Below are 25,080 nucleotides of genomic sequence, written 5' to 3' on the forward strand. Positions count from 1 at the left end.
CCATGAGCGCAGAAATGCAGGTGTTCCTGCTTCCGGATCTGGGCGAGGGCCTCACTGAGGCTGAACTCGTCAACTGGCTTGTGGCCGTCGGCGACGAGATCCGCGTCGACCAGCCTATCGCCGAGGTTGAAACAGCCAAGTCCATGGTGGAGGTGCCTTCGCCGTACGCGGGCATCGTCGCCGTGCTCCACGGCGAGGCCGGTCAGACGCTCGACGTCGGGAAGCCGCTGATCTCAGTGGCTCCGGTTGGTGCTTCGCTTGCGGCTAAACCCGAGGCTGTGGAAGAAAAGGTCCCCGAGGCGCCCGCTGCTTCCTCAGCTGCCGAGAGCTACCGGACCGAAGAGAAAGCCGGATCCGGGAACGTCCTCATTGGCTACGGCACATCCGGAGGTGGCGAGGCTCGCCGCACTCGGCCGCGGAAGACGTCTGCTGGTTCTGCCGTTGCGGTGACCTCGGAGCCCGACTTTGCCGAACTCTCGTTGTCCCGCACGCGGATTCCAGGGAAGCTCTCTGCCGTGATTTCCCCCTTGGTGCGGAAAATGGCCCGCGACCATGGGGTCTCGCTGGACGCCGTGCCCGGGTCGGGGGAGAGCGGGCTCATCCTGCGTCGCGACATTGAGGCCGCCATCGGCGGGACCACGCGCGAGGCCGCGCCGGTTGAGGCACCGGCCGTTGTCCAGTCTTCCACGGGAGTCCAGGATGCCCGTACCGGCTTGACGGTGGCTTCGCGCACTCCGGTCCGCGGGATACGGAAGGCTGTTGCGGCGAATATGACCCGCAGCCGTTCCGAGATCCCGGAAGCAACTGTCTGGGTAGACGTTGACGCCACCGCCCTCCTGGAGATGCGTGCAGAACTCAAGAAGCGCGATCCGCATGGCGCTCCGGGGCTGCTCGCGTTCATCGCACGTTTTGTCACAGCTGGGTTAAAAAAATTCCCCGAGCTGAACACCCGGTTCGTCACGGCTGAGGATGCGGCCGGCGGTGAAATGCAAGAGATCATCGCTTTCGACGGCATCAACCTTGGCTTCGCCGCACAGACGGACCGCGGACTCGTGGTTCCTTCAGTCCGCAACGCCCACCTGTTGAACGCACGCGAACTCGATACCGAAATCCGCCGGCTCACCGCCGTTGCACGCGACGGCAAAGCAACCCCGACCGAGCTGGCCAGCGGCACCTTCACCCTGAACAACTACGGCGTGTTCGGCGTCGACGGTTCCGCCGCGATCATCAACTACCCCGAGGTGGCAATGCTCGGCGTGGGCCGCATCATCGACAAGCCTTGGGTAGTGGACGGGCAGCTCGCCGTCCGCAAAGTCACCGAGCTGACGCTCGCCTTTGATCACCGGGTTTGTGATGGCGAAACGGCTGCGGGGTTCCTGCGGTACGTTGCAGACGCGATCGAGAACCCAGGGACGGTGCTGGTGGATTTGTAAGGGGGCCCACATAAGTAGGGCCACTTTGGCGGCCCTACTTATCGATGTTGACGTTCAGCAGTCAGGGTGGATCGCGACCTTGACGAAGGCAGCCGTCTGATAGAGGTACTGGTATGCCCACGAATAGGTTGGGTCGGTCAAAGAGAAGAGCGGCAAGTCCATCCGGTCGGCGACCATGTGCAGATCCCCTGAGTAGCAGCGACCTACGATCACTCGGGCCCTGGTCACATGGAACTGAGCCGTCAGGACGTTCGCGCTCTTCCAGCCATACTGGTCCGAGACGTCTTTTAGCGCCCTTGCTTCGCCCTGTGTAGTGAAAGGATAGGGCTTGAAGCAGATGACCCGGTAAGACCGGTGATCCCCACAAATGCTCGCTTCGAATCTGCCGTATTGATCTATTGGACTTGAAACCGCAAGTGTGGGCGCATATCCCTGCTGCATCAGCTGTTCGGCATAACTGATGCGTTGATCGGGCGGCCCCAGCACGAACAGCACATCAGCGTGCTGCGGTTCGTCAGCGGGCGGGGCTACGTATAGAAAGATTCCGGCAACGGCCCAAACGATCGCCAAGGCTGCAATGACAGCAAACGACCGAAAGAACAGACGCTTCTTTCGGGTAGGTGGTTTGGCCTGAGTTTCGTGATCGCGGAGAAGGGTCATACCGTCCTCTAAGCAATGCGGGGATGTGGGCGGCAGCGCTGCACTGGATCCAAGACTACTATCTGCCGACACAGAGACCCATCGGCGACCTCATGGAAGGCTCACCCGGAGGACGACGTTGTCGCCATCCGCGCCGAGTGTTACTTCCTTGGACAGAGCCTGAAGCGTCGTCATCCCGAGACTGGGGCGGACCGGGCCTCGGAGCCGGCCCGGGGAACTGATGGAGATGTGAATAGCTCCGGTGTCCGTTGCCGCTCGTGCCGGGTGCGGCGCGTGGGCCGACATTGTGACCCGGACATTGTTTCGCTCGCCGTGGCGGATGGCGTTGGTGAAACCCTCTGAGAGTACTTCGATGACTGCCTCAGCCCGGGCGGGGTTCTCGTCGCACGAGGCCCACACCCCAGGGTCGATGTCGCATGCCAGTTTCAGCACGCGCCCCCATGTACTCAGCAGGTCCTGGATACTCGATGCTGCGCTCCCTCCCTGCCCGGGCGACTCGTCCAGGATCTCACTCTGCGCCGTAGCCACAGCACGCGACAGGATGTCCCTCACGTCCTGTGGGGCAAGATCCTCTTCTGGTTCGTTCCATCCGGAGGCAGTCAAGGCTAGGGCGCCCGAAACCAGGTTTCCCTGGAGCTTGGTGTGCAGAATCCTGGCGACCCTCCGGCGGGTGTGGAGCAGCTTTTGGTGAGCGCGGTCGGCAAGCTTGAGTTGCTCGTTCAGCGAGCGTGCCAGCCTGACCTCATGCCGCCGTCGTTGGCGTTCGGCAGCTCGAAGAACCGCCACAGTGAGCGCAGTCAGGGGATAGGCCCAGATGGCGGACCAGTAGAAGAAGGGGGCATAGCCGAACGCGTTCTGCAGTAGGCAGGTCACCGACGCGGAAACCGCAGCCGTGCCCGCGTAGCAGAGGGTCATGGCGGAAATTCGCCGCAGGGGACTGGTGATCCTCCGTACCGTCCGGGCCGTCGCGGCGTTCCCGACGAGCAGGATGGCCCCGCCGAGAACCCATTGAACCAGCAGGAAGAAGAAGTTGTATTCCGTTAGTAGGCGCACTGCGATGAGTGATTCGAAGAGCAGGACAGGCAATGCGACCGGCGCAGCCTGGATCAAATGCGCGAGTCCCGGGGTACTTTCTGCATGGGAAGGCGGCCGCGGAGGGGCTGTCTCATGCGGTCAAGGGGTGTGGTCGTGGAAGAGTTGGTGGCTCATCGGGCGGACGACGTCATCCGAGATCGTCCGCAGCAGGCCTGAGGCCTCGGATCTGTCGAGGGTTGTCACCATCCGGGCAGTGAGGACCGTGTCAAGACGCTTGGAGAGTTCGGTGACATAGTCGGAGTGGATCGAGCGCAAGCGATGCTCATCGAATCCGAGCTGCGCCTCGAGCGCAGCCTGAGCAGCGCGGAGCCGGCGTTCAAGCACGGCGTGCCCGCGGATGGAGTCTGTCAGCATCGCGATCGCGGAGAGGAAGACCAGTGCAGCCCCGATGTTGATGAGGACGCGGGCCCAGAGATCTTCGCTGAGGTCCGCGATATTCAGGGTCCGCGAGGACCAAGCCACCAGGAGAGGGCGGCAGGCCCCCAGGAACGCGAAGGTGCCGAACGCCGTCGTGATTCTGCCTTTGAGGCTCGGCCGTGCCGTGATCAAGGGGCGAAGAAGTATCCCCAAAAGACCAAGCACGACGTGCACGAAAAACACGATCGCCGTGCCGGAACCTTCCGCAGCCAGCGTGACCGATCCCGTCCCAGCCAGCGTGATCGATCCGGCGAACATGTTCATGACCGTAAGCGCCAACGGAAGTGTCAGAAGCCACGACCAGAGGCTCAGGGCATTGCGACCGCCGATACCCCGGGCCCAGAGCGCAGGGGAGCGGCCGCTCATTTTTCGCTGTCGGCAGGGGCCGGCAACCCAAACGTGCGCGCGTACAGCGTTGCCGCGGCGACCCGCGGATTGACGCCCGGACTTCGGTTCAGGCCAAGGGCCTCGAACGTGCGTGAAACGGCCTTCTCCACGGAGCGCATGCTGCTTCCCCGTTGTTTGGCGATTTCAGCGTTCGACCAGCCCTCCGCGATCATTCGCAGGATATCCAGCTGGACGCGGGTCAGCGCGCCGATCTTCGCGGCGTCCGACGCCACAGGGGGAGTCACGCTGACGGGAAGCTCCGCGAGGGTCGAGTTCACTGCACTGATGAGGCCGTCCACAGAGTCAAGGGACGTCTTGTTGACGAAGGTTGACCCCGCCGGCAACTCGGAAAAGGGAGCTTCCGACGGATAGTTGGTAAGGAAAACGATGGCGCACCCGGGGGAGAGCGATTTCGCGACGTGCGCCAGTTCGACGCCGTTGGGCCGGGTTCCCAGATCGATGTCAGTCACAAGAACATCGGGATCGACGGTGGCGAACATCGACAGCGCCTCGGACGCCGACGCGCAGTCATGCACTTCGAAGTCCGCGCCCCTCAAGGCATCAGCGACCAGCCCCCGCATGAATGGCTGATCTTCGACAACCAGCACCCGCCGAACCCACCCCATAGCCCCCATGGTTGAAGGCTATCCGAGCACGCCCATTGATTCACCAGCAGTGCCGGTTGTTTACGCCTCAGGATGGATTACGACGGCGGTGCGCTCGCGTTACGTTTCGCGACGCCGTCTGCCGGAGGCGTCTGCCTCAGTGGCGGAGGGCAATCGTGACAACGAAAATTGTGGCGGCAGCCAAAATCGCTAAGCCAACGTAGGACAGCTGCCGCTGAAACCTTTTCCGACGCTCGCGTCGTTCATCCCTGGCAAGATATCCCGTTCTGAAGTTCCCCATGCCGGGAGGATATCGCCGCTGAGTTTCCGGTTGCCTTCCGGGTTCGGTTATTGCGACCGGATTCGAAACCCCCTACCCGTCCTTCCCATCGTTGTTGAGAAGGTCCGGGATCTGGTTTCGAAGTAAATGTGCTGCGATGCCCAGAGCTACGAGTGATGCGCCCAGTGGGGCAAGCCCGAAGCGCACGACTGAACCGATGAAGCCTGTCAGCCATAGACCGACGCCCGCGCCGGCCCCGCCTTGGAGGGAGAAAAGCAGCGAAAGTAAGTTTGTGGCCAACGTTTCGAAGATGACTCCGCCCGCGCAGACAATGACGCCAATAATGAGCAGCCGGTTTCTCACCTGGGTAAAAATATGTGGTGTTTGCAATTGAAGCTCCTATTAAACGGTCTCCTCCATTCGCCCCTTAGCTAATTTTCACGGCCGGGAGGGGATCAGGAACGGACGTTCCAACAGACAGTGACGAGAACAGAATTACAATGTTCATCACCAGAGCGGCCAGACTGACTAAGAGTGCTATGCGGTACGCGTGCTGACCGGTGCAGCGCTGACCGGCATTAGCCCACACCAACGCAAGCACGGACAGCGCAGCCCCCAGAAGCGGGAGCAGGACTGCCAGGACGCCCCCAATAACCCCGACAATTATGCACAGTCGGGAAAACAGGAGACCCCTTTCGGTACCGTTTAGGTACGCGGTCATTTTGAAACTCCCTGTCCTAATAGATCTCACTAGAGTTCAGGAAGCCGGCTCGCGGTAGGCGTGCACCATCGGATCCGTGCGATCGAGCTCGGCTGCGAGTACACGTGCAGCCTTCTCCTTCCGATAAAGAACTACTTCATTGAAGCCATAGGGAATCAAGGCAAGCAACGGAAGAAGGATTCGAAGCGACAGGTCCCAAACACCCATCCAAAGCGGCGCCAGGGATGCAGCAAAGATCAGCTGGTGCACCCAGCGGTACCATTTCACGATTGCCTTCTCTCAGAAGCCGCAATCCCGAAAGAAAGGCATGCAGAAGCTGGGGCAAAGATACGTAGACGTCGCAAGGGAAACTCCTATTCATATAGGTGCCCCCGCGACCCACAGCTTGCAAGAAATCATACGATCTTTTTGCCTTTGTTGGAAGGGAATTTCGAGCAAAAACTCGTCTTACGTGAGTTCTTAAATTTGCATTTAAAAAGGAGGATTAGCGTAGTCGGCTGTGGTTAGGTTTCTCGATCTACGCTTGGCTGATCACTCGCCGTTCCCCGGAAGGACACGGGCTGAAGCCTTCCGGCGGCCCGCGTGGGGGACTAGTATGCCGGAATGAAAGTTACGTTGCTCCGTGGGGAGGGCGATGGCTGGCCCGATTGCCCGCATCAATTCGTCGGTCGCTGCAATGATTGCCAGGATGCTGACCGAAATTCGAGTGGTGAATCGGGTGGCCATGAGCCCGCGGGCCCCAGCGAATAGTCGGCCGTGCAGCCTCCGAGGGGTGTTCTTCGTCCGGTACTTGCTTCGAAATGGGTAGGGGGAATCCATGCGGATTACCGTGATTGGACGGGGGCGCGTCGGCGGCGCGCTGGCGCGACGCTGGACGGCTGCAGGTCACGACGTGACTGCGCTAGGCCGGGACGGTGGTGATGCCAACGGCGCCGATGTTGTGGTGGTCGCCATTCCGGGAGACTCGATCGGCGTCGGCTTGGCCAAGATTGCCGGCCTTAGCGGTCAGGTGACGATCGATGCCAGCAATACCTTCGGCGAGCGGCCGGCGGGCTACGACTCGATCGCCCAACAAGTCAAAGCGATTGTCGGCGGGCCCACCGCAAAGGCCTTCAACACCAACTTCGCTTCAATCTATGACGCCGTCGATGCTGAGCCAATGCCACCCGGAACCCTCTTCGCGTCGGACGCCGATGCCCGCGAGGCGACCGAGCGACTCATCCGGGACGCGGGATTCGAGCCGATACATCTTGGCGACCTGGGCAAGGCTCCGCTGCTGGAAAGTCTCATCACCCTGACGTCGACGCTGGACAGGGGAGAACTCGGTCCGTTCTTCTATCGCTTCCACCGCCCAGGCGAACTGGCGGCACGCCTAGGGCTCAAGTAAAGCTGAGGGGCGCGGTGATGCACTCTAGGAATGCTGCTCCCGGTAAGCGTGCGCCATGGGATCCTTACGATCGAGCTCGGCTGCGCGTGCACGCGCAGCCTTCTCCCTCCGGTAAAGAACTACTTCATTGATCACGTACGAAACCAGAACCACCGATGGCAAGAGGATTCGAAGCCACAGGTCCCAATTGCTCATAAAAAGGATCGCCAGGGACATCATAAAGATCGGCGGATGCGCGTAGCTGTACCATTTCACGATTGACCCCCGCTGACATTCTCCGGTTTTACGTAAGGTCCGTGCTTGCGCGCCCATCCGAAACAGCCGATAAAAAGGGCCGCTGCAAGGACCGGAACGAGGTACCAGCCGAGTTCGCTCCCCCGGAGCAAAAGTGCAGCATTGAATGTGATGATGGCGCTGAACACAGGGAACGGTGCGGCCATTGCCCCAGACCGAATCACGTCGCGCCGCCATTGACCGTACAGGGCCGCGGTCGCAAGAAACCCCGCCATGAGGCAACCACCCAGAACGAGAAGGAGCGGAACAGGAGCGAACCCGACCACGATTACCGTCGCGCCGAGCAACGCACTCAAAGTCAACCAGTATCTAGATCGCATGGTCATTAGTCTCTTGCCCGCCATTTCAACAGCTCATATTGAAGTCGATGATAGCGCCGCCAACCGCGAACCCTGCGGCGCAAAAGAAGGCCGCTACTGGAAAGGGCGCAAATGCGCCGCAAGTCGTCACGTTTACAGCAAACCAAGCCCAGAAGGCAGCCCACGCTGACGGGCACCGGGGAAGAGCTCCCAGACCTTTCGTCTGCATTGTGTTCTGCTGTTGCGCAATCATCTCTATGTTGAATGCATCACGTTCAAGGACCTGAACTCTAAACTCGAGAAGGCCCTCGTCCATCATCTGAGTAAACCCTGTCAGGGCATCCGCCGGCATCAAGGAAGCCAGCCCGTCAACCTGCTCGTTCAGTCGCAACCCCGTAAAAGACGTCAGATACGCCATCGTCTTGGGGGAGTGTAAGACTAACTTCTTTCGTGCCTCGAAACCGGAAGGGTCAGCGCTTCTTACGTTCTCGGTTGCCCTCGTCGCAGCAAGCTTCGCTGTCGTATCCGGAGCGTATACTATCCTGCTCAGACCGATAGCACGGTCGTCAGACTTTTTTTCGATGGAAGTCGCTCGATTACTCTGAACCGTGGCGGCCATGGCAGCATTTGGTGCGAAAATCGCCACCGAGACAAGGCAAGCAATTGCCATTCGTAGCAGGTTCCGATTCTTCACAATGTCCCCAACCTGTTGGATTCCGAAACAGGACAGGACGGCCCAGAAGTGCTCAGATCCCACTCGGCACGGAGCCTCAAAGGGATGCGACCGTATTGCGTCCTGTTCTCTATGAATTTGGATCTCTAACAGGATCGGCGCCGGTCCTTAGGTTCAGAATAAGTGCCGGCATCTGCCACTGACTATCCGGTGGACAAGAAATGAGTGGTTGTTTTGGAAAATTGAGTGTTCGAACGGCAATTTCTGTGAGTTCTCCACCTGGACACTCAGTAGTCCTCCTCGTTCAATCACATTGAACGAGGGGGAATATTGAACACCCCTACTGCAGCTTGAACAAATTGTGCGTCGCCGGACCCTCCAGCAGCTTGCCCGCGGCCGAGTAACGCGAGCCGTGCAGCGGGCAGTCCCAGGACTTCTCGGCGTCATTCCAGTGCAGAATTCCGCCCAGGTGCGCGCATTCCGCGGACACCCTGCACACCACGCCATCCACTTTGCAGATGGCCGCAGGCTTCCCGTGGAAAAGTCCTGTGACGCCCGTGCCCTCGGCGGGGTCGGTTTCCTCCGTGATGGCCGGTTTCTCCTTCAGGGCTGCCTTGTCCCGGTAGTTTTTGCCGGGTTGCAGGTTCCTCGTATCGCACCAGCCATTCAACTTGACTGCGCGGCGCCATGGAACCAACGCGACCTAGGTGTTCCGTGGAGCTTGACATCTTGCTGGTTGGACATGAATATTGTGCTAAATGGTTTTAGCCAAGGCTTTAGCCCGCCTCTTCGGGCAACTCTTCGGATATAGACAAGGAGTTCTTCATGCTTTCGATCGCTCCCCGGCGCCGAGATTTCGATGCGACGCGCAAGCAGGTGTTCGCCCGATGACATTCGCAAAAGACGACCACTGGGTGTGGGATTTCTGGATCGCCGACGATGGCGAGGCATACCATCTCTACTACCTACAGGCCCCGAAATCGCTCGGCCACCCCGACCTTCGACACCGCAACGCATCCATCGGCCATGCCACCTCCGCGGATCTGCGTACTTGGCGGGACCACGGCACGGTCCTCGTCCACGGAGGACCGTCGGAACCGGATGCCTCGGCAACCTGGACGGGAAGTGTCGTGCGTGGCGATGATGGGCTCTGGCGGATGTTCTACACCGGTTCGAGATTCCTACGTCCGGACGCCATCACTAATATCGAGACCATTTGCGTAGCGGTTTCTCCCGACCTGCACGCCTGGCACAAGTCCGCTGACTTCGCCCTGAATGCTGATCCGCGCTGCTATGAAACCTTGGACGACGGCGTCTGGCACGAAGAGGCTTGGCGCGACCCTTGGGTATTTCAGAGCCCGTCGGGATCCTGGCATATGCTCATCACTGCCCGCGGCCGGAATGGACCAGACAAACGAAACCGGGGCGTTATCGGATATGCGCGTTCCGACGACCTTGAAAACTGGAGTGCGGGCACAGCACTGACAGGAAGTGCCGGGTTCGCTCACCTCGAAGTTCCCCAGATCGTCGAGCTGTCCGGGAGCGACTGGCTGCTTTTTTCGTGCGACGGGAGTCATCTCGCCGGGCCGCGGGCCGGGCTACCAGGCGGAATATGGCTCGCTCCGGCAGCCTCCCCGCTCGGTCCCTTCGACCTCGACCAGGCCAGCCTTCTGGCAGACGAGCGCCTCTACAGTGGTCGGATCGTGCATAACCGTTCAGGGCGTCCGTTTCTTCTTGCCTTCGAGAACCTTTCCGGTACGGGTGACTTTGTCGGGCGCATTTCCGATCCGCGCGAGGTGGAATGGGATGGTCGGGCTTTTGTACTCGCCTCAGAACCTCAAGAGAGGCCGGCCGTTAGGTGATGCAGACACAAGGAACCGTCGCACCTGGGTACGAGCCGGTGGCCGAAGCTTTCACCCGAGCATTCGACGGCCGTCCAACCATGGGCGCGGCCCTGGCCGTTCTCGTCGGCGGAGAAACCGTGGTGAACCTCTGGGGCGGAGTCGCCGATGAAAGAACTGGATCTTTGTGGGAGCAAGACACCGCTACCGTGATCTTTTCCTGCACCAAAGGACTTGTCTCCATCCTTGCCGCGCGGCTGGTCCAGGAAGGCCGGCTTCACTACGACGCTCCCGTCCACCGCTACTGGCCCGAGTTCGCCACGGCGGGGAAGGAGAATGTCACGGTTGGAGAGCTCCTTGCCCACAGGGCCGGCCTTTCGGCTCCCCGTATTCCATTCACTACCGAGCAGATCCTCGACTGGGACTACGTGACCTCCCGGCTTGCCTTGCAGGACCCGCTCTGGGAACCGGGCACCGGCTATGCCTATCACGCGATCACGCACGGGTGGCTCGCCGGGGAAGTCATCCGCCGTGTCGCATCCGAGCCAATCGGCGACTACTTCGGACGCGCAACAGCTCGGTGGACCGGGGACGCGTGGATCGGGCTGCCGACCTCCGAATCGCATCGAGTCGCGCACGTCCAAGTGGGCGAGAGCCAAGTGCAAGCCGGGCGCGCGCTTGCGGACATGCCGGACAAGTGGACGCTGCAGGCGATGACCCTTGGGGACGCGCTGCCACCTGAGCTCGTCGGGGACGCCAGCGGTTTCAACGACCCGCGAGTGCGGGCAGCCCAGATTCCCGGAGCCGGAGGCGTGGCCACCGCACTTGCCCTCGCGTCTATTTGGTCTGCAACCGTCATTGAAACTGAAGGTGCCCGCATCCTTGACGATGCGACGCTTGAGCGTGCTCTCATGCCCATGAGCGAAGGCGCGCCGGTCTACCATGCGACCGGTCCGTGGCCGCGCTGGGGCGCGGGATTCCAGCTCGACTCCGCGGCCCGCAGCTACCTCAGCCCCCGAAGCTTCGGCCACGATGGCGCGGGCGGACAGGTAGCGTTCGCGGACCCTGATTCGGGCACCGGGTTTGCCTTCCTCACCAACTGGATGGAAGCCGGCGACGATCGCGCGACGCAGATTATCGACGCACTCCGCACCGTCCATCGGGACTGAGTGGACTCCCAAAGCTTCCTGCCCGGGCCACGCGCTGAAACAAAAAAGACCGCTCTTGACAACGGGGGAGAGGTCCGAGACCATAGCTAAATCCATTTAGCACAAGATTAGCCATCTGTTCAAAGACAAGGCAGAGGATGCGCCCCCGGGCATAATCCTCTGGCCTGGAATACACGACGAAGGAGTCACCGCTATGACATTTAGTACCCTCCGCTCAACCCCGCGTCCGCGGCGGCGAAGCATTGCAGTGGGCGGACTCGCTGCGCTCGTCTCGGTTGCCTTAGCAGCTTGCGGCGGACCATCGGCGTCCGATTCGCCCTCGGCAGCATCGAACATTTCGGCAGGATCCGGCACGGGGACGCTGAAGGTCTGGGCGCTGGACGGCCAGTCGGCGGAGAACACCGCGATCCAAAAGATCGTCTCCGACTTCGAATCCAGCCACCCGGACATCAAGGTCAAGATGCAGTTCCTGCCGGCCGACTCTTTCGCGAAGGCCCTGCAGACTTCCAGCCCCGCTGACCTTCCCGACGTCCTGGAAGTCGACGGGCCGCAGATCGCCAACCTGGCCTACGGACAGAAGATCGCTCCACTGTCGGACTACGTGTCAGAGGCCACAGTGCAGAACCAGACCGACGCCGTCAAAGGCCAGAACACCGTGGACGGAAAACTCTACGCCGTGAGCATGATGAACTCCGGTCTGGCAATGTGGGGAAACAAGAAGCTGCTCGACAAGGCCGGGGTGACGATGCCGAAGAGCGCGTCAGAGGCCTGGACAGCGGACGAATTCACGGAGGTCCTCAGGAAGCTCTCCGCCGTGGTGCCCAACGGCAAGCCGCTCGGCATCGCGGAGAACAACGGACTGAGCTCCGAATACGGCATTTACGGCTTCTCTCCGGTCCTGTGGTCTGCCGGCACGCCGATGATAGCCAACGGCAAAGCCTCCGGTGCGCTTGATTCGGACACTGCGGTGAACGCCCTGAAGAAGTTCGCCTCGTGGAAGCAGTTCACCAACCCCGACGGCGACGGCACGGCCTTTCAGTCCGGTCAGGTGGCGCTGAACTGGATGGGCAACTGGATGTACCCGGCCTATGACAAGGCACTCGGGAACGACCTCGTCGTGGGCCCGCTGCCCAACTTCGGCAAGGGGGCAAAGACCGGTTCCGGAACGATCGCATGGAGCCTTGGAGGGCACACGAAGAACGGGGCGGCAGCAGGCAAATTGCTTGACTTCCTCATGAGCGACCCCGTCGTTTCCACTTACACCGCAGCTAACGGGGCTCCGCCGGCGACGAAAACCACCGCAGCCTCCTCTCCGCTTTACGGAGCAGGCAAGCCCCTGGCTTTCCTGCGGGACCAACTCGACGCAGCTTGCCCCACCGAGGATCGGCTGACCAAGCAGTGCGTTGCCGTATCGCGGCCCGTGACGGCGGGTTACCCGGTGGTGACGTCATCGTTCGGCAAGGCTCTTACCGCCATCTGGGGCGGGGCCGACGTGGCTGCAAGTCTCCAGGCAGCCGCACGGGCGATCGACCGCGATTTCGTGGACAACAACAACTACAAATGATCGCTACCGTGCGGGGTAGGCTCGCCTACCCCGCACGGTGACCGTCGAAGGCAAGGTTATGACTCTTCTTATTCGATCCCAGGCCGAGCGGACGGCCCCGCCCGCCCGGCGGCGAAGGCGGCTCTCGTCCCATTCGCTCATGGGCCCCGTGATGGCAGCCCCCGCGCTCATCCTTCTCGCCGTTTTCCTCGCCATCCCGTTCCTTGGTGCGATCGCGATGTCGTTCTACCGGCTTCAGCTCAATAGCACCCGGGCCCCACGATTCATTGGGCTGGAGCAATATTCAAGGCTCTTCGCCGACCCTGACATCAGCGCAGCCTTCCTCCATTCGCTGGGTAACAACTTCACCTTCGCGGCTGTGGTGGTGCCCGTCCAGACGGCGCTCGCCCTGGGACTTGCGCTTCTGGTGAACGGCAAGCTCCGTGGCATGGCCGTGTTCCGCACAATGTTCTTCATGCCACTCGTCTTCCCGCTGGCCCTGGTTGCCGTCGTGTGGCGGCTCATTTTCGCACGGGATGACCACGGTCTGCTGAATTCCGCAATCTCCCTGTTCACGGGCGGTTCCGTCGGTCCGCACGATTGGCTTGGAAGCAGCGCAACTGCCATGGGGGCGATCATCGTGATGTCGATTTGGCAGAGCGTGAGCTTCCAGATGATCATCCTCCTCGGGGGACTGCAGGCTGTTCCCCATGACCTGTATGAGGCTGCCTCCCTGGACCGCGCTGGACGATGGAGTCAATTCCTGCACGTTACCGTGCCCGGGATTCGAAACACCCTCATCTTCGTGGCCCTGCTGACCACGGTCTTCTCTTTCCGCCTCTTTGACCAGGTGTACCTTCTCGGCCAAAGCGGATCCGTTGATATCGAATCGACCCAGACAATGATGTACCAGGTCATCACTACTGGCTATGACCAGAACAACATCGGCCAAGGCGCAGCCATGGCCGTGGTCTTCCTCGTCATTGTCACCATCGTCGCCGTCATCCAACGCCGGCTGGTCCGTCAGGAAGGAAGCATCCGATGACCCGCGTCCGAAGCATCAAACGGTCCCGGCTGCTCTCGGGGACCGGACGCTATGCCCTGCTCGTCTTCTTCGGCCTGATCTTCTTTGTTCCGGTGTACTACTTGCTGGTCGGAAGCCTCAGGCCTGGTGACAAGGTCCTGGGCGGCCTGAGCGCCTTGGTTCCCTCGGACCTGTCGCTCGACAACTATGCCGGCGTGTTTAACCGGTTCTCCAACGACACCACGGGATATGTGTGGCAGTTCGCTGGGGTCTCCCTGGCGGTGACCGCCATGGTTGTACTCGGAGGTCTGCTGGTGAACTCACTCGCCGGCTACGCGCTGGCACGCATGAAGTGGCGGGGACGCAACATCGTGCTTCTCCTGGTGACCATCATGACAATCATCCCGTTCGAGGCGGTGGCACTGCCTCTTTACTACATGCTCTCCGGCCAACGGAACACACTGTACGTCCAGGCCCTGCCGTTCCTGGCCAATGCGTTCTCGATTTTCCTCTTCTACACGTACTTCCTCAGCATCCCCGTGGAGGTGGAAGAAGCGGCAACGATCGATGGGGCCGGACCGGTGCGGACACTCTTCCAAGTGGTGGCCCCCATGAGCCTGCCAGCTTACGCGACGGTAGCCATTCTGACCTTCCTGGGCCAGTGGGGCCAATACCTTTGGCCAGTACTCATGATTACCGACACCAAACTTCGGCCCCTTCCGCTTGAGCTGAGCGTTTTCCAAAACGCGCAGCCGCCGGAATGGGGACCGGTGCTAGCGTTCGGAGTCCTCTTTGTCTTGCCGGTGCTTGTTGTCTTCCTGATCTTCCAGAGATCCTTTGTCGCCAGCGTGGCAAGTTCCGGCGTGAAGGGTTGAGCGTCGCACCCCGATCCCACCAAGTCCCGAGGAGAAAATGCACATGAATGAAGTAAATGGATTCGCGGCTGATGGCTTCGGCCCGGTGGCCGATGCCTACTGCAAAAGCGTCGGTGACGGCGAAGGCGGGTCTGCGCTGAACATCAGGGTCGGCGGTAAGACGGTCGTCGACCTGTGGGCCGGCCTCGCCGACCGGCACGACGGAAGAGCTTGGGCACGTGATACGCCGACGGTGATCTTCTCTTGCACCAAAGGCCTCATCGCAGTCCTTGTCGCCATGCTGGTTGGCCAGGGCCGGCTCGGGCTGGACAGGCCAGTTGCCGATTACTGGCCGGAGTTCGGGGCTGCCGGCAAGGAAGCGGTCACAGTCCGTCAGCTCCTGAGCCACCGCGCCGGGCTTGCCGCGCCCCGGGAAGACATCAGCCTCGAGACCGCGCTCGACTGGCCTTCGATTGTATCCGTCCTGGCCTCGCAGGAGCCGCTGTGGAAACCTGGAACGGCTTATGGCTACCACGCGTTGACTTACGGCTGGTACGTAGGCGAGGTCATCCGTCGCATCACTGGCACCAGCGTGGGCTCGTTCTTGCAACAGTCCATCAGTGGTCCGTTGGGCGCCGACGCGTGGATCGGGATCCCGCCGTCGGTGGAGCCGCGGGTGGCCAGACTCAATGCGGGGGACAGCATCCGGAATCCGTCAGCGAGCGGCACCCGGCAACCAAGCGAGGACGACCTCTACTGGGCCGGCCGGACGATGACGCTGGGAACGGCCTTCCCGCCCGAGCTGGTGGTTGCAGGCGCAGGATTCGACTCGCCCGAGGTTCATCAGGCCGAGGTTCCGGGCGCAGGCGGAATCGCCACGGCCGCGGCACTCGCCACGATCTGGTCAGCGACAGTGGCTCCGACGGAGGGCGTGACCCTTGTGGAGAGTGATGTCGTCAACGACATGACCCAGGTCCAGAGCGAGGGGGAGCCTGTTTGGTGGCTTCCTGGCCCGTACCCCCGGTGGGGAACTGGGTTCATGCTCTCGTCTCCACGACGGGAGTTCCTCACGTCCTCATCGTTCGGACACGACGGCGCGGGCGGTCAGGTCGCTTTCGCGGATCCCGTGCATAACGTCGGCTTCGGCTACGTCACGAACACCCTCGAAAACCAAGACGATCCCCGGGCGACATCCATCGTGCGGGCCCTGCGAAGAATCGTGGAACCTTAGCCAACGACAGATGAACGATCAATCAACGGCATCGGAACCAGACGCTCGCCCGGAGCCGCATCGTCGGATAGCAGCAAGCCGACCGCTTGCCTGCCCATCTGTTCGTGCGGAAGGGCAACCGTGGTGAGGCCCGGACGCAGATATGAGGCCAGTTCGTCGTTATCGAACGACACAATCGAAATATCGTCCGGAATCCGAAGCCCCTTCTCCTGAAGCGCCTGATAAGCGCCGAAGGCGAGCCGGTCGTTCATGCACAGCAGAGCGCGGATGCCCGGATGCCGGCGCAGGATCTTCTTCGCCGCCACGTATCCGGTATCCGCGTCCCAGAGCCAGACTGATTCCCAGGCAGTGACGTCGATGCCGTGTTCGGCGACGGCATCCTTGATGCCTGCCACGCGGCGATTGACGGCGGCCGAACGGAACAGGCCTTGCTCGGCCTCTTCGGAGTACCCGAGTACGGCCACCCCGTCGGTGAAGCCGTGGCGGGCGAGTACTTCAACGGCGGTTCTGCCTCCGGTGTACTCGTCGGACAACACGCTGACAGCGTGCCCCTGACTGGTGGCGTTCAAGAGAACTGAACGCGTCCCGGCCGGTAGTTCCGGAATGTACAGCTCCCGAGCACGCATGGAGGCAAAGACTATTCCGTCTACCTGCCTATCGAGTACGGCTTCGAGGGCCGAGGCTTCCAGTTTCGCGTCGCCACCGGTCTCGAGCACAAGCATGACATGGTCGGCCGCTCCCGCTGCCGCGAGAGCACCCTCAATCAGGCCGCTTGCGAATCTGGTTGTGGCGACGCGGTCCGAGATGAAACCGATGGTCCGTGTCTTCTGCGTCCTCAACCCTCTTGCCGCAACATTGGGGCGATAGTTCAGCTCGGCCGCGGCCGCGAGCACACGCTCGTGCGCATCCTTGGACAGCCGGGTATCCGGACGTCCATTGAGGATCATCGAGGCGGCAGTGGTCGAAAGTCCGGCGAGCTTTGCAACATCTGCCAAGGTAACGCGCTTGGGCGCCATTCATACTCCTTCTGGGACCGCACGCGCCCCCGGGCAGGAGAAGGTGCCCTCTCAGTATATTTGCTAAATCCATTCATCTCTGAGCAACGGCCCCAGGAGGCATCGCTTTTCCGACGCAACCCCTACTGCAGCTTGAACAAATTGTGCGTCGCCGGACCCTCCAGCAGCTTGCCTGCGGCCGAGTAACGCGAGCCGTGGAGCGGGCAGTCCCAGGACTTCTCGGCGTCGTTCCAGTGCAGAATTCCGCCCAAGTGCGCGCATTCCGCGGACACCCTGCACACCACGCCATCCACCGTGCAGATGGCCGCAGGCTTCCCGTGGAAAAGTCCCGTGACACCTGTGCCCTCGGCGGGGTCGGTTTCTTCCGTGATGGCCGGCTTCTCCTTCAGGGCTGCCTTGTCCCGGAAATTCTGCTGCTGTGTCTCTACATTCAACGAAATCGTCGACGCTGCACCGCGGGGACCGGTGACCCGGCGGTGGATGGTGTGGGCCCACTCCAGCTTTTCGCCACGGATATCGGCGGTGACATCCAGGGCCGCCGCAACACCATTTGTCATGCCCCACTTGTTGTAGCCGGTGCCGAAGAAGATCTTCCCGTGGCCCCGGGGGAACTTGCCAAAGAACGGCATGAGGTTACCGGCCTGGTAGTCCTGGGCGGACCACGTGTGCGTGACCTCGGCACCCGGATAGTGCTGTTGGGCCCAGCCGAGCAGCTCATTCACGTGGACCTGGGTCGACGGCGCCCGGCCGCCCGCATGCCCGAACCCGCCCACCAAAAGCAACGCCCCGCCGTCGGGCAGTGGATAGTCCCTTATCGAGCGGGTGGGCGGCTCCGCGGAAAGGTACATTCCCGGCGGCGGGCTCATGCCGTCCGGCAGCCGCAGCGCGGCGGCGTACGAACGATTCGGCCGCAGCTTCGCGAAGTAGAGCCCGCGGTTAAGGATGGGTGTCCCGGTGGCGAGCACCACGTAGCGGGCGCGGACCTCGCCCTTCCTGGTGACCACCGTCAGGGGATCGCCGTTGCGGACATTCATGACGCGGATACCCTCAACGATGCTGCCGCCCGCGGCCCGAACATCCGCAGCCAGCGCATCCAAGACGTCCATGGGGTTGAATTGGGCCTGCTTCGGAAGCCGCAAGGCGGCGTCGACGTCGAACGGCAGCCCCGTCTCCCGGGTGGACTTGACGTTGAGCCCGGCAGCCCGACAAACATTGGCTTCGGTGACGAGGTGTTCCGCGCCGGTGGGCGTGGTGGCGAAGGTGTAAGCATCCCGGTACTGGAAAGGCACGCCCCGGCCCTCGAGGTATTCGAGCAGCCATCTCTGTCCTGCCCGGTTCGCGTCAACATAGGCGCGGACTACGTTCACCGAATACTGGTTCCGTAGCCTGGACAACGTGGTGCCCTGCAAAAGGCTCAACTTGGCCGTGGTGTTTCCGGTGTTGACCGCCCCGATATGTCGGGCCTCGAGGACCAACACGTTGCTCCCGGTCCGGGCCAGCATGAGGGCCGTAGCCAGGCCCGTGATTCCGGCGCCGACCACGACGACGTCGTAACTGTTCCCGGGCGTGAATTCATCGGGGCTCGCGGCTGCCGAAGCCTCGCGCGCGTCTAGCCACAAAGAAGTCATAGCGGTCCCACGTCCCTTCAGCCGGGCGCGGTCCACACCGGAATTAGCGCGGCGGCGGCCCGGTAGTGCCAGAGAAGCAGAAGGCCGCAAGAGAAGCAATAGGGGAGCGCCGACGTCGCGGGTTGCCAGCGCCGAGTTCACGCAAAAAGGGCCCTGACAGACAGGTCTGTCTTGTGGGTGTGGGAGTAGGATTGCTATCGCGATGAGTACCCCAGATGCCTCGGATGCACCCGGTTCGTCCTCCATGCCAGCCGGACAAACGACCACCCGTGACGACGCGGTGGATCGAATCCTGGACGCCGCCTACGAACTGTTCTCCCGGCGCGGGATCCGCGCCGTCGGGGTCGATCAGCTCATCGAGCGTTCAGGAGTAGCGAAGGCCACCTTCTACCGCCACTTTCCGTCCAAAGACGACCTGGTTCTTGCCTTCCTCGCGCTTCGCGACCAGATCTGGACCGTGGACTTGATCATCTCCGACGCCCGGAGCCGGGCAGACACCGCAGAGGAGCAGTTGCTCGCTATTTTTGACGTATTCAGCGACTGGTTCGAGCGGGAGGATTTTGAGGCGTGCTCGTTCATCAACGTCCTGCTTGAAATGGGGCGTGAACATCCGCTGGGGAAAGCGAGCATCGGCTACCTCGCCAGGATCAGGGGACACATCCAGGAGTTGGCAGAAGAAGCCGGGCTGGAGCACACCGACGAGTTCGCACGCTCCTGGCACATCCTGATGAAGGGCTCCATCATCTCGGCCACAGAAGGAGACGTCCTGGCGTCCAAACGCGCCCAGCAGATGGCCGTTTGGCTGATAGAACACCATCGAGGCTCGGAACGCCCAGTAACTGCCTGAGTTTTCTGAAGCGCAGGGTCTGTCAGGTCCGCGTGGTCCTGAAGCGACCGCCCGAGGAGGCGAGGTGCCGGGCACGTCCGCGCCACTTGGCCCATTCGCGGGGCTGGACCGAGGGCCGCCCGAGGTGATACCCCTGTCCGAGGGATACTCCCAGGCCAGCAAGAGTGGCGAGCTCGTCCTTGGTTTCGATGCGTTGGGCGGTCAAGGCCGCCCCGATCTCCCGTGCGAACACGACCTCCGCCTCGACGAGTTCCTGCCGGAGGGGGTCCATGTTGAGAGCGGCAGTCAGATTCCGATCCAGCTTGATCATCTCCGGCTTGAGCCGAAGAATATGGCTGGCCCCGGCGAAGAAGGAACCCGTGTTTTCGATGGACAAGCGCACGCCGGCACTGCGCAGCGGAGCCACCGCGGCGTCGAGCGAGGTGGCCTGCTCCTGGGGGAATGTCCCGGAGATTTCAAGGATCACCCGGTCGGGCGCCACCGGAGTTTGCTCGAAAAGCACAGGAAGGCGCGGATCCAGGCAGACCTCGGGGGAAAGCTTCAACGCCACGAAAAGGTGGGGCGGCAGCTTTAGCGCGGCCTCGAGCCCCGACTCCAACGCCGCGAATTCAAGGTCCGTTCGGAGCCCCGAGTCCTCGGCTTCCGCGAACCAATAATCGGCAGGGTCCCCGCTATCGCTAACGAAGCGGGTCAAAGCCTCGGCGCCGACGACGGTGGCCCTGGCTAGGTCGAAAACGGGCTGGAAGGCGGTCATCAGCATCCGGTCCCTGAGGACCGCCTCGAGCCGCGGGCTGCTGGGGTGCTGGCTGGCTGGGTGCTGCACGTCCGGGTCGCCCTGCGGGGCCGGATCGTCCGGCTCGCCATGCGGGGCTGGCTGTTCCGACCTGAGCGAAGACAAATGTTCCAGCAACGCCTCTTCCGGACGCCCAGGGTGGGCGGCAATGTGCTGGCGAAGTTGTTCGCGCACGGCATCCGTTGCCTGCGAAGAGTCCGACAAGACTTCATCGATGATTTCCAGGACCTGCAGGCGTAGCCCACGGAGCTGCTCGAGCGGCGGCTCCACAGTCTCGGGACTGGCCCGCATCTCGGCGTTGGTCAAAGACGGTTTCCGCGTTGACATGAAGTTATTCCTTTGCCTTTAGCTCCGGCTGAGCCCGGGACCTGCAAACAAAAGGAATACTACAGCCGAACAAACCGGTCGGCCCGGATTGAAATGAAATCTTCATTGGGATGTAACGCGCGGTGCGCACCGGGTGCCGTTACACACGTCCGCTTTCCGCTCCGGAATCTTCCGCGCCCGACAGAAGTGCGTAATATCCCGGAACCCACTGCGGAAGCCCGCTGGCGTTCATCGGGACCACTTCGATGCTAACCGGGCCGTCCGCAATCAACTGCCAGTCCGAATCCGAAAATACGCCGTGCCGTTCCCTGGCACCGAAATGCCCGGGCCGGGGAAGGTTCTCCAAGGCGCGCCGCAGCTGCAGGGGCATGCTTTGCCGGGTGGCGCCGAGCTCGGTCAGGTAACCGAGGCTGTTTCCGCGGAAGTTGGTTTCGGCCAGTAATACCCGGCCTCTGTTCCCGACGACGGTTCGCAGGTTGGCAGCCATGGCAGCCTGCTTGCCGGGTTTCAGGACGTGGAAGACTCCGCGGACAAAGACATTGGCGGGCCCGAGCCGCTCCAGCAGGAGCTCTCCAGCACCTGCCCCCGCAGCATCCAGAACCATGAAGTCGGCATTTTGGACGCCTGCTGCTTCCCTGCTCGCCATCTCGATCGCCCCCTTGGACACGTCGATTCCGAGAACTCGTGGAAATAGGCCGGCAAGCCAGCGGGTGTGGGTACCGTTGCCACACCCGACGTCAACTACCGGAAGAGCTGGATCAAAGTGAGCCGCAATCGCGTCGGAGTACTGCGCACGCTCGGCCGGGGAGTCGGAGTCCCAAAGCACGTCTCCGGAACGGCCAGTAGTGCGGATTCCGCGCCAATATCCTTCCCACGCGGTGTCCGGATTTCTCGGTGCACGGGAAGCGAGGCGTACTACTGTGGGGACAAGCAGCATCTGGTCCCAAAGCTTCGACATGGGCTAACTCTACAGACGCCGTGCGGGCCGGCGGAGTTGATCCGGTACTTCCGCGGCTGGTCCCGGATATCCGTAAAAGTGGCCTTGCCCGTAGAGGCAACCCATGGCTTCCAGCTGGGCCGCCTGCTCGGCGGTTTCGATGCCTTCGACGGTCGCGTTGAGCCCCGCAGCGAAAATCAGCTGCAGAATGGCTGAAACGAACTTTTGCTGCCGGGGGTCCGACTCAATGTCCTTAATGAGGGACTGATCGACCTTCACTGTGTCGGCCGGAAGCGACCTAAGGTAGCTGATGGACGAATAGCCGGTACCGAAGTCGTCAATTTGCAACCCCACGCCGAGCTCCCGGAGCCTGCTAAGGACCTGTTCCTGTCCGGTTTCCCGGGACATCAATACGGTCTCGGTGATCTCCAAGATCAAACGCCGCGGATCCACGCCATACCTGGCCAGGGTGTCCCTGATGTCCTCCAGCAAGTCGGTTCGAAGGAGTTCGGCGGCAGAAAGATTGATGTGCAGACAAAAGTCTGTCAGGTCCGGGTCGGTTTGGCTCCAGCGCCTCATCTGGGCGAGACCTTCATGCAGCACCCACCTTCCCAGCTCAAAGATCAGGCCGGTTTCTTCTGCGATGCCAATGAAGCTGCCCGGCATGATGGTTCCGCGGACAGGGTGATGCCATCGGAGGAGGGCTTCGATGCCGATGACGCGGCCGGAAGCCAATTCGACCACCGGCTGATACAGCAGCGCCAGTTCCCTTCCGGCAACGGCGGTCCGTAGTTCGGCGGTTATTCGGGACCGTTCCTGGACGGCGTCAAGCATATCCGGGTGGAAGAGCTGGACATTGTTGCGGCCCCGCGCCTTTGCCCGGTACATGGCAATGTCGGCATCGCGCATCAGCGCCTCTGCCCGGTACCCCGGCTTGCCGATGCAAACGCCGATGCTCGCCATCGCCCAAACCGTTTCTATTCCGATACACATGCTGTCCTGCAGATACTCCGATGCACGGTGCGCAATTCGAAGGATTTCCTCTTCCGTCGCCGCGGTTATGAGGATGGCAAACTCATCCCCGCCCAGGCGGGCCACAGTATCCTGTTCCCTGACGGCGGAGCGGAGACGTTTGGCAACTTCCACCAGCACGGCGTCACCGGCGCTATGGCCCAGGATGTCATTGATGGCCTTGAATGAGTCCAGGTCCAGGAGCAACACAGCCGGGGCTTTTCCGCCGTCCGTGCTGGACAGGATCGCTTCCTGGATCCGCTCGGTAAGCAGCGTCCTGTTTGCAAGGCCCGTTAGGGCATCCGTCTTGGCCATCTGTTCCAGCTCAACCTGTGTTCGCCGCAACATAGCCGTGCGGGCGGCCACCCGCTGTTCCAGATCCGCATGAATGTGGCCCAGTTCCTCTGCGAGCAGGTTGACTCCCGTGATGACAGCATCAATGTCATCCCGATGCTCCGAAGGTTCAATGCGTGCGTCCAGATCGCCGGCAGCCAATCGGACAACGCCGTCAACCAAAAGCTGCAGGCGCGGGTCCTCAACGCTCTCCCTCGAGGTCACTTAATCCCTGCGGGCAGCAGCAAGTACATCCGGGGCTCACGCACCCGCATTAAGCCAGTCCAAGGCCTCGCTGCGCGATGTAAAAAAACGAGTCGGGCAAGGCGGGACGTGCACTCCGAGGAAGAAGTTCGCCAGGACCCGGTCTACAGGCGACGTACCTAACAAGGCGATGCGCGAAGCGCCGCAGGGAATAGACCACACACCCCTGGCCTCTCGGCTAACGGAATTGACTGCGGCCATGTCTACAAGCATTGGATGCTGCTCCTGCTGGCATAGCTCGTTGACTTTCGCCATCGCCGCCCGGGCATCCTCAACCTGAATGTCGACCCCGGGCAGCCAGCGCAGATGGAGAAGCCCATCGACGCCTAAATCGACACTGGCCTTTCCACCGTCCGCAGTATCCGGTACCACGATCACGTCCTAAAGCTGTCCCTAGTTAACAAGTAGCAATCGCCAACCCCGATAGCGTAGCTTCCCGAGGATTGCTCCTCAAGCCCTCTCCTACGCATTTCGAACGGCCCGGGCCTCAACTGGGCCTTTCCTCCCGATCCTCCCGGCTCCACGTGGGTAGAATCGAGGCCTGAACACTGCCGGAACGCATCAGACGGAGAAACAATGTCAGCATGGCTCGAAGTCGGCCCTAACAACTACGTGTTGGAGACCGAAGGGTGCCTGCTCAACACGGGCCTCGTTGTAGGCACGGAACGAGCCATGGTGATCGACACCGGTTGCGGCCCCCGGCAAGGCCGGCAAATCCTCGCCGCAGTCCGCGAAAAAACCCAGCTGCCGCTCGTCGTCGTGAACACCCACGCCCACTACGACCACTACTTCGGCAACGCCGTTTTTGCCGACGACGGCGTTACCGAGTTTTGGGGGCACGTCAACTGTGCGGCGACAATCGACGACGACGGCGACCACCAGCGCCGCTTCGTCTCCGCCACCGAACCGGAGATGGCCGCGGGCAAGGGCGACGACGTCGAACTCGTCATTCCCAACGCGATCGTCAAGGACCAGCCCGTCCTGGTCGATCTCGGCGGCCTCACCGCCACCCTGTTCTACCTGGGCCGCGGCCACACCGACGGCGACCTCCTGGTAGGCACGCCCAGCACCCTTTTCGCCGGTGACCTCGTGGAACAAGGCGCGCACCCCTCGTTCGAGGACTCCTACCCGGAAGATTGGGCAGACGTCCTGCGGCACATCTCGGCCCTGCGGCACCGCTACGAGTTCCTCATCCCCGGCCACGGCAAGCCCTGCAGCGACCAATTCGTGAAGACCATGGCCAACACCATGTCCACAGCGGTACGTCAGGCCAGGCAGTCGATCCGGGACACGCCGTCGGACGCTACCAAAGCGATCCCGGTGCTTCCCTACGGACCCGAGCAATCACGCTGGTTCATCAAGCGGCTCCAGGAGACGCAAGCGCACCACTAAGGAGTGTGTTTGAAGGCCTGGCGGGCCTCGCGGACTGCATAGTAGATGATCACGACTCCGGCCAGGGGATCGGCCCACCACCAGCCGAAAAGGGCATTAAGGACCAGGCCTGCCAGGACCGCGCCGGCCAGGTAGGCGTCCACGAGGGTCACTTTTCCTTCGGCGCGGAGCACGGGATTGCCCAAGCGGTGCCCAGTGCGGATTTTGCCCCACGCGAGGGCGAGCATGACTACGAAGGTCAGGGCCGTCCAGACGATGCCCGGACCTGAGGTGGCAGGGCGGACGCCGGTGGCAAATACAACGGCCACCTGGATGATCAGGTAGGCGCCGAGAACGGCGAAGGCCGTCCCTATCAGGCGCATCGCGGGGGCTTCGCGCTCCTTGTGGGCACCTTTGAGCTGCCACACCACCACGATCGAAGCGAAGATCTCGATCAGGGAATCCAGGCCGAAACCGGCCAGGGCCGGGGAGCCGGCCTGAATGGCGGCGGCTGCCAGGACGCCGAGGCCCACGACGTTCCAGCCCAGGGTCGCGTATTCCAGCCGCAGCCCGCGACGCAACAAGAGCCTGTGGTCTTTGGTTTTGTTGCTAATGCTGGCCATGGGTTATCCGTTTCTTT

26 protein-coding genes are annotated in these 25,080 nt (G+C 61.9%); 10 read left to right on the top strand and 16 right to left on the bottom strand.

Annotated elements, in window-relative coordinates; translation table 11 throughout:
* Positions 1-2 precede the first annotated feature (2 nt).
* Positions 3-1,433 carry a dihydrolipoamide acetyltransferase family protein gene (locus tag ABD742_RS02785; RefSeq protein ID WP_234748885.1) on the top strand — a complete coding sequence of 477 codons (1,431 nt, stop codon included), beginning with the start codon at positions 3-5 and terminating at the stop codon, positions 1,431-1,433.
* Between the two features lie 54 nt (positions 1,434-1,487).
* On the opposite strand, the gene ABD742_RS02790 is transcribed toward ABD742_RS02785, so the two are convergent.
* The 6 genes from ABD742_RS02790 to ABD742_RS02815 form a co-directional block, all read right to left on the bottom strand.
* On the bottom strand, positions 1,488-2,093 hold the full coding sequence (locus ABD742_RS02790) for a YdcF family protein (protein WP_234748886.1): 606 nt from the start codon (positions 2,091-2,093) through the stop codon (positions 1,488-1,490).
* Positions 2,094-2,183: 90 nt separating this feature from the next.
* On the bottom strand, positions 2,184-3,203 hold the full coding sequence (locus ABD742_RS02795) for a sensor histidine kinase (protein ID WP_234748887.1): 1,020 nt from the start codon (positions 3,201-3,203) through the stop codon (positions 2,184-2,186).
* 63 nt (positions 3,204-3,266) lie between these two features.
* Positions 3,267-3,971 (bottom strand): hypothetical protein, encoded by a 705-nt coding sequence (locus tag ABD742_RS02800; RefSeq protein WP_234748888.1) that lies wholly within the window; start codon positions 3,969-3,971, stop codon positions 3,267-3,269.
* Positions 3,968-4,627, bottom strand: a complete 660-nt coding sequence (locus tag ABD742_RS02805) for a response regulator transcription factor (RefSeq protein WP_234748889.1) — start codon at positions 4,625-4,627, stop codon at positions 3,968-3,970. Before ABD742_RS02805 ends, ABD742_RS02800 begins: the two co-directional genes overlap by 4 nt.
* Before the next feature lie 343 nt (positions 4,628-4,970).
* Positions 4,971-5,267: a hypothetical protein gene (locus ABD742_RS02810; protein ID WP_234748890.1), complete on the bottom strand. Its 297-nt coding sequence runs from the start codon at positions 5,265-5,267 to the stop codon at positions 4,971-4,973.
* 367 nt (positions 5,268-5,634) lie between these two features.
* Positions 5,635-5,865, bottom strand: coding sequence for a hypothetical protein (locus tag ABD742_RS02815; RefSeq protein WP_234748891.1), 231 nt, complete (start codon positions 5,863-5,865; stop codon positions 5,635-5,637).
* 550 nt (positions 5,866-6,415) lie between these two features.
* Between ABD742_RS02815 and ABD742_RS02820 the strand changes: the two genes are divergently transcribed.
* Positions 6,416-6,985 (top strand): NADPH-dependent F420 reductase, encoded by a 570-nt coding sequence (locus ABD742_RS02820; RefSeq protein WP_234748892.1) that lies wholly within the window; start codon positions 6,416-6,418, stop codon positions 6,983-6,985.
* A gap of 24 nt (positions 6,986-7,009) precedes the next feature.
* On the opposite strand, the gene ABD742_RS02825 is transcribed toward ABD742_RS02820, so the two are convergent.
* The 3 genes from ABD742_RS02825 to ABD742_RS02835 all read right to left on the bottom strand — a co-directional run bounded on the left by ABD742_RS02825 (position 7,010) and on the right by ABD742_RS02835 (position 8,921).
* A complete protein-coding gene (locus tag ABD742_RS02825) occupies positions 7,010-7,180 on the bottom strand; it encodes a hypothetical protein (RefSeq protein ID WP_344787140.1) in 171 nt (56 codons plus the stop codon).
* A gap of 444 nt (positions 7,181-7,624) precedes the next feature.
* On the bottom strand, positions 7,625-8,335 hold the full coding sequence (locus tag ABD742_RS02830; protein WP_344787142.1) for a hypothetical protein: 711 nt from the start codon (positions 8,333-8,335) through the stop codon (positions 7,625-7,627).
* Positions 8,336-8,591: 256 nt separating this feature from the next.
* A complete protein-coding gene (locus ABD742_RS02835; RefSeq protein WP_372460884.1) occupies positions 8,592-8,921 on the bottom strand; it encodes a Rieske 2Fe-2S domain-containing protein in 330 nt (109 codons plus the stop codon).
* Between the two features lie 217 nt (positions 8,922-9,138).
* Here ABD742_RS02835 and ABD742_RS02840 point away from each other — a divergent pair, with 217 nt between their 5' ends.
* From ABD742_RS02840 to ABD742_RS02865, 6 genes are all read left to right on the top strand, one after another.
* On the top strand, positions 9,139-10,113 hold the full coding sequence (locus ABD742_RS02840) for a glycoside hydrolase family protein (RefSeq protein ID WP_234748895.1): 975 nt from the start codon (positions 9,139-9,141) through the stop codon (positions 10,111-10,113).
* The gene (locus ABD742_RS02845; RefSeq protein ID WP_234749193.1) at positions 10,113-11,261 is read left to right on the top strand and encodes a serine hydrolase domain-containing protein; all 1,149 of its coding nucleotides are present in this window, start codon (positions 10,113-10,115) and stop codon (positions 11,259-11,261) included. The genes ABD742_RS02840 and ABD742_RS02845 overlap by 1 nt, the downstream gene beginning before the upstream one ends.
* Before the next feature lie 193 nt (positions 11,262-11,454).
* Complete coding sequence (locus ABD742_RS02850; RefSeq protein ID WP_234748896.1) at positions 11,455-12,825, top strand: ABC transporter substrate-binding protein; 1,371 nt, start codon at positions 11,455-11,457, stop codon at positions 12,823-12,825.
* 58 nt (positions 12,826-12,883) lie between these two features.
* Entirely contained in the window at positions 12,884-13,849 is a 966-nt protein-coding gene (locus tag ABD742_RS02855) for a carbohydrate ABC transporter permease (protein ID WP_234748897.1), read from the top strand.
* On the top strand, positions 13,846-14,703 hold the full coding sequence (locus tag ABD742_RS02860; RefSeq protein WP_234748898.1) for a carbohydrate ABC transporter permease: 858 nt from the start codon (positions 13,846-13,848) through the stop codon (positions 14,701-14,703). The genes ABD742_RS02855 and ABD742_RS02860 overlap by 4 nt, the downstream gene beginning before the upstream one ends.
* A 43-nt stretch (positions 14,704-14,746) precedes the next feature.
* The gene (locus ABD742_RS02865) at positions 14,747-15,913 is read left to right on the top strand and encodes a serine hydrolase domain-containing protein (RefSeq protein ID WP_234748899.1); all 1,167 of its coding nucleotides are present in this window, start codon (positions 14,747-14,749) and stop codon (positions 15,911-15,913) included.
* Here ABD742_RS02865 and ABD742_RS02870 read toward each other — a convergent pair.
* Both ABD742_RS02870 and ABD742_RS02875 read right to left on the bottom strand, forming a co-directional pair.
* Positions 15,910-16,929: a LacI family DNA-binding transcriptional regulator gene (locus ABD742_RS02870; RefSeq protein WP_234748900.1), complete on the bottom strand. Its 1,020-nt coding sequence runs from the start codon at positions 16,927-16,929 to the stop codon at positions 15,910-15,912. The genes ABD742_RS02865 and ABD742_RS02870 overlap by 4 nt on opposite strands.
* Before the next feature lie 122 nt (positions 16,930-17,051).
* The gene (locus ABD742_RS02875) at positions 17,052-18,557 is read right to left on the bottom strand and encodes an FAD-dependent oxidoreductase (protein ID WP_234748901.1); all 1,506 of its coding nucleotides are present in this window, start codon (positions 18,555-18,557) and stop codon (positions 17,052-17,054) included.
* 244 nt (positions 18,558-18,801) lie between these two features.
* Here ABD742_RS02875 and ABD742_RS02880 point away from each other — a divergent pair, with 244 nt between their 5' ends.
* A complete protein-coding gene (locus ABD742_RS02880) occupies positions 18,802-19,404 on the top strand; it encodes a TetR/AcrR family transcriptional regulator (RefSeq protein ID WP_234749194.1) in 603 nt (200 codons plus the stop codon).
* 22 nt (positions 19,405-19,426) lie between these two features.
* Here the strand turns inward: ABD742_RS02880 and ABD742_RS02885 are convergent, their stop codons facing one another.
* The 4 genes from ABD742_RS02885 to ABD742_RS24440 all read right to left on the bottom strand — a co-directional run bounded on the left by ABD742_RS02885 (position 19,427) and on the right by ABD742_RS24440 (position 23,447).
* Positions 19,427-20,524, bottom strand: coding sequence for an EAL domain-containing protein (locus tag ABD742_RS02885; RefSeq protein ID WP_234748902.1), 1,098 nt, complete (start codon positions 20,522-20,524; stop codon positions 19,427-19,429).
* A 139-nt stretch (positions 20,525-20,663) separates the two neighbouring features.
* The gene (locus ABD742_RS02890) at positions 20,664-21,482 is read right to left on the bottom strand and encodes a class I SAM-dependent methyltransferase (RefSeq protein WP_234748903.1); all 819 of its coding nucleotides are present in this window, start codon (positions 21,480-21,482) and stop codon (positions 20,664-20,666) included.
* 9 nt (positions 21,483-21,491) lie between these two features.
* Positions 21,492-23,030 carry a putative bifunctional diguanylate cyclase/phosphodiesterase gene (locus ABD742_RS02895; RefSeq protein WP_234748904.1) on the bottom strand — a complete coding sequence of 513 codons (1,539 nt, stop codon included), beginning with the start codon at positions 23,028-23,030 and terminating at the stop codon, positions 21,492-21,494.
* Positions 23,031-23,066: 36 nt separating this feature from the next.
* Positions 23,067-23,447: a DUF7793 family protein gene (locus ABD742_RS24440; RefSeq protein ID WP_443627162.1), complete on the bottom strand. Its 381-nt coding sequence runs from the start codon at positions 23,445-23,447 to the stop codon at positions 23,067-23,069.
* 198 nt (positions 23,448-23,645) lie between these two features.
* Between ABD742_RS24440 and ABD742_RS02900 the strand changes: the two genes are divergently transcribed.
* Positions 23,646-24,461 carry an MBL fold metallo-hydrolase gene (locus tag ABD742_RS02900; RefSeq protein ID WP_234748905.1) on the top strand — a complete coding sequence of 272 codons (816 nt, stop codon included), beginning with the start codon at positions 23,646-23,648 and terminating at the stop codon, positions 24,459-24,461.
* Here ABD742_RS02900 and ABD742_RS02905 read toward each other — a convergent pair.
* Positions 24,458-25,063, bottom strand: coding sequence for a cation efflux transmembrane domain-containing protein (locus ABD742_RS02905; protein ID WP_234748906.1), 606 nt, complete (start codon positions 25,061-25,063; stop codon positions 24,458-24,460). The two genes, ABD742_RS02900 and ABD742_RS02905, sit on opposite strands and share 4 nt — an antisense overlap.
* Positions 25,064-25,080 lie beyond the last annotated feature (17 nt).

Source organism: Arthrobacter ramosus, assembly GCF_039535095.1.
GTDB classification, from domain to species: Bacteria; Actinomycetota; Actinomycetes; order Actinomycetales; family Micrococcaceae; genus Arthrobacter; species Arthrobacter ramosus.

Bases quoted from the DNA above. Each gene is read 5' to 3' on its own strand.
- ABD742_RS02785 (WP_234748885.1), top strand. From the start codon at position 3: ATGAGCGCAGAAATGCAGGTGTTCCTGCTTCCGGATCTGGGCGAGGGC.
- ABD742_RS02790 (WP_234748886.1), bottom strand. From the start codon at position 2,093: ATGACCCTTCTCCGCGATCACGAAACTCAGGCCAAACCACCTACCCGA.
- ABD742_RS02800 (WP_234748888.1), bottom strand. From the start codon at position 3,971: ATGAGCGGCCGCTCCCCTGCGCTCTGGGCCCGGGGTATCGGCGGTCGC.
- ABD742_RS02805 (WP_234748889.1), bottom strand. From the start codon at position 4,627: ATGGGGGCTATGGGGTGGGTTCGGCGGGTGCTGGTTGTCGAAGATCAG.
- ABD742_RS02820 (WP_234748892.1), top strand. From the start codon at position 6,416: ATGCGGATTACCGTGATTGGACGGGGGCGCGTCGGCGGCGCGCTGGCG.
- ABD742_RS02825 (WP_344787140.1), bottom strand. From the start codon at position 7,180: ATGAGCAATTGGGACCTGTGGCTTCGAATCCTCTTGCCATCGGTGGTT.
- ABD742_RS02840 (WP_234748895.1), top strand. From the start codon at position 9,139: ATGACATTCGCAAAAGACGACCACTGGGTGTGGGATTTCTGGATCGCC.
- ABD742_RS02845 (WP_234749193.1), top strand. From the start codon at position 10,113: ATGCAGACACAAGGAACCGTCGCACCTGGGTACGAGCCGGTGGCCGAA.
- ABD742_RS02850 (WP_234748896.1), top strand. From the start codon at position 11,455: ATGACATTTAGTACCCTCCGCTCAACCCCGCGTCCGCGGCGGCGAAGC.
- ABD742_RS02855 (WP_234748897.1), top strand. From the start codon at position 12,884: ATGACTCTTCTTATTCGATCCCAGGCCGAGCGGACGGCCCCGCCCGCC.
- ABD742_RS02860 (WP_234748898.1), top strand. From the start codon at position 13,846: ATGACCCGCGTCCGAAGCATCAAACGGTCCCGGCTGCTCTCGGGGACC.
- ABD742_RS02865 (WP_234748899.1), top strand. From the start codon at position 14,747: ATGAATGAAGTAAATGGATTCGCGGCTGATGGCTTCGGCCCGGTGGCC.
- ABD742_RS02870 (WP_234748900.1), bottom strand. From the start codon at position 16,929: ATGGCGCCCAAGCGCGTTACCTTGGCAGATGTTGCAAAGCTCGCCGGA.
- ABD742_RS02875 (WP_234748901.1), bottom strand. From the start codon at position 18,557: ATGACTTCTTTGTGGCTAGACGCGCGCGAGGCTTCGGCAGCCGCGAGC.
- ABD742_RS02880 (WP_234749194.1), top strand. From the start codon at position 18,802: ATGCCAGCCGGACAAACGACCACCCGTGACGACGCGGTGGATCGAATC.
- ABD742_RS02885 (WP_234748902.1), bottom strand. From the start codon at position 20,524: ATGTCAACGCGGAAACCGTCTTTGACCAACGCCGAGATGCGGGCCAGT.
- ABD742_RS02890 (WP_234748903.1), bottom strand. From the start codon at position 21,482: ATGTCGAAGCTTTGGGACCAGATGCTGCTTGTCCCCACAGTAGTACGC.
- ABD742_RS02900 (WP_234748905.1), top strand. From the start codon at position 23,646: ATGTCAGCATGGCTCGAAGTCGGCCCTAACAACTACGTGTTGGAGACC.
- ABD742_RS02905 (WP_234748906.1), bottom strand. From the start codon at position 25,063: ATGGCCAGCATTAGCAACAAAACCAAAGACCACAGGCTCTTGTTGCGT.